The 2,868-nt window shown below is 56.5% G+C and carries 1 protein-coding gene and 1 pseudogene; both read right to left on the bottom strand.

The window, feature by feature from the left end; translation table 11 throughout:
* Positions 1–162, bottom strand: a pseudogene (gene glyA / locus ACR0AJ_RS21050) (serine hydroxymethyltransferase); the annotation flags it as partial.
* A 22-nt stretch (positions 163–184) separates the two neighbouring features.
* A complete protein-coding gene (locus ACR0AJ_RS21045) occupies positions 185–2,815 on the bottom strand; it encodes a phosphoenolpyruvate carboxylase (RefSeq protein ID WP_480741861.1) in 2,631 nt (876 codons plus the stop codon).
* Between the last annotated feature and the right edge of the window lie 53 nt (positions 2,816–2,868).

Genomic DNA, 2,868 nt, shown 5'->3' with positions numbered 1-2,868 from the left:
CTGCGCTTCCATCACGGCGGCAGAGACGATGTTCTCGGACGCGATCAGCTCGATCTCGTCGCGCTGGCGGCCCAGCTCAGATGTGATCGAACCAAAAAGCTCAGGGTCACGATCAGATAGGGATTGGGTGAAAAAACCGTCTAGACGATGCGGGACATTCACGGGGCATATCTCCTGAAATTGGTTAGCCGGTCCAGCCAAGGCCAGCGGAAATAGCGTTCATGGATTGCAGTAGCGGCACAGGGACTGATCCTGCTTGCGATTTGTTTCGGGCTTGTTGCAGCAGTTCGACTTGCAATGCGTGAATGCGAGCCAGCTCCGCCCGTTTGCGATCAAATCGTTCGCACAGCCGGGGAAAACGGTGACCTATTGTCTGACCGCCAGTCAGAAACTGCACAGCGCTGCAAGCGTTATCGAATTCTGTTTTGATCGCCTGAGAGATGCTTTGGCGGATATACTTATCGCGCACCAGTTCGCCGTATTGCGTGGCGATGCCCATATCAGCCTGATAGAGCGATTTCTCCATCTCATCGACAGCGAGGCGGAACAGGCGAGATTTCTGAAACATTTCTTGCAAAACTTCGTCACCGCGCGAACCTCGGAATTTGCGAAAGCTGGCCATGGCTGCACCAAACCCGTACCAACCGGTAATCAGGTGGCGGTTCTGCGACCACGCAAAAACCCATGGAATAGCCCGCAGATCATCGAGACTAGCTGCGCCGAACCGACGGGTCGGGCGGGAGCCGATTTTTAGGCGAGCAAGTTCCTCGACGGGGCTGGCCTGCTGGAAGTAGTCCAGAAAACCCGGCATCTGCAGAAGCGATACATAGGCTGTTTGCGACAGTTCCGATAGGGCATCCAGCGCATCGTCAAATTCGGGCCGGGGCGGGGTTTCGCTGGGGTTAGCCGTATGTCGAAGCGTGCTTGAGAGCAGTAATTCCAGATGCGCTGCAGCTGTGCCGCGGTTAGCATACTTGGTCGAAACAACCTCACCCTGTTCCGTAACACGCAAGCGTCCGGCAATGGTTCCGCTGGGTTGTGCGGCGATGGCGCGCCCGGTAGGTGCTCCGCCCCGGCTGACGGAGCCGCCGCGCCCATGAAAAAATGTAGCCTTGAAACCTTGCGAGGCCAGTGCTGTGACGATCTTTCGTTGTGCGCGCTCCAATTCCCAGGTTGAACAGAAATAGCCGCCATCCTTGCCACTATCTGAGTAACCCAGCATCACCTCGATCACGTTACCTTCGGTTTTAAGGCTGCGGCGGGAAAGCGGAACATCAAGAACGTCCAGCAATATCGCTGGGGCATTGCGCAGGTCGGCAATCGTCTCGAACAGTGGAACCACTGATAAATCCAGAGTTTCGGACCCGAATCCTGCGTACCGGGCCAGAAGATAGACACCGAGAATGTCGTCGGCGGAACGGGTCATTGACAGGATGAATGGTCCGATGGCCTTGGGGTCTGGTCCCGATCGAACGCTGTAAACAAGTGTCAGGAGGGCGAGGAGCTCTTGGGCCTGATCACTCAGCGCTTCCCGATTTTGATAGGGCAAGTTCTGATCCGCCAATTCGGACCGCAAACGGGCAGACCATTCGGGTGTACCATATTTCAGTGCCTGCCCGGATTGTGACCAAATTTCGGCCAGAACATCGGTTGTGACGGTGGAATTCTGACGTATGTCCAGCGTTGCGGTACGGAACCCAAAAACCGCTGCGGCCCGGCGCAGTGGGCGGATATGTCTTCGCGCCAGATCTTCGGCTTTGACCGCGCATAAAGCGGCATCAAGCGCGTTTAGATCGTTCACGAATTGCGAAATGTGGTTATAGCCGTCTTTTATCAGCCGAAGGCGAATGGCATCCAGAGCCTTCCGGAACGGTTCGTTCTGATTGCGGCCAGTGTCTGGAGCCCGGTCGACAATTTCTTGTACACGTGTCCTGTGTGGTTCGGGCAGCGGCAATATGAGCGCACTGATACTCAGCTTGCTTGCGGCTTGTTTAAGGGCTTGACCGTAGAGGTCCAGAACCGTTTCGCGCCCACGTTGCAAGGCCAGCGCGGTCATCTCTGTCGTGACATTCGGATTGCCGTCCCGGTCGCCTCCGATCCAGCTGTGAAAGCGAATACTGGGCGTTTTGCTCAAGGTCTTTCCCAGCATGTGCAGGCAGGCTTGATCGAACCGATCCATGACTTGCGGGACGGCGTCAAAGATTGCGTCCCTGAAGAATTGCAAACCCCACTCGATCTCATCGTGCAGGCTTGGCCGCGTCAGGCGAAGTTCACCGGTCAGCCACAGGAGGTCAATTTCACCTTCCAGGTTTTTCAGCAATTCGGCGCGCTCAGTTGGAGTCCAGCGTTGCGTTTCAAGACTGACAAGGTTGCGATAAATCCGCCGGTGGATTTCCAGTACGGTGACCCGTTTGGCCTCGGTTGGATGCGCGGTTAGGGTGGGTCCGGCACACAGATTAGCGGTCAGTTTTTCCATTGGGCTGTCTGCCAGGGACAGGTCAGACAACACCTCGGCAAACCCGCCTTCGACCGCTTCGGGCCCGCTATTGGTCTCGGTCAGTCGACGATCTCTGACTTCGGCGTTTTCATCGATGATACGCAACAGTTGGAACCATATAGACAGGGCCTGCAAATAGGGCGTCGCCTCGGGCCCGGTGGGGATGGATTGCAGCGGTGAGGCCCCGGCCCATGTCGCTACATGCGGCGCCCGTTTCATCAAAATGTTCCGCCACAACGCCCGCAGTTCCGAGCGCAACCCATCAGCATAGCTTGAACGGTTCAGGGGGGACTGAATATTTTGGGCCAGCGCTTGCATCAGATCACCCGGTCACGTGGTTCACGGCCTTGGAAAAAGTCACTCAGATTATC

This window comes from Ruegeria sp. CJ9, assembly GCF_056536625.1.
The sequence above is the reverse complement of the archived record's forward strand: the minus strand, read 5'-3'. Positions and strand labels throughout refer to the sequence as shown.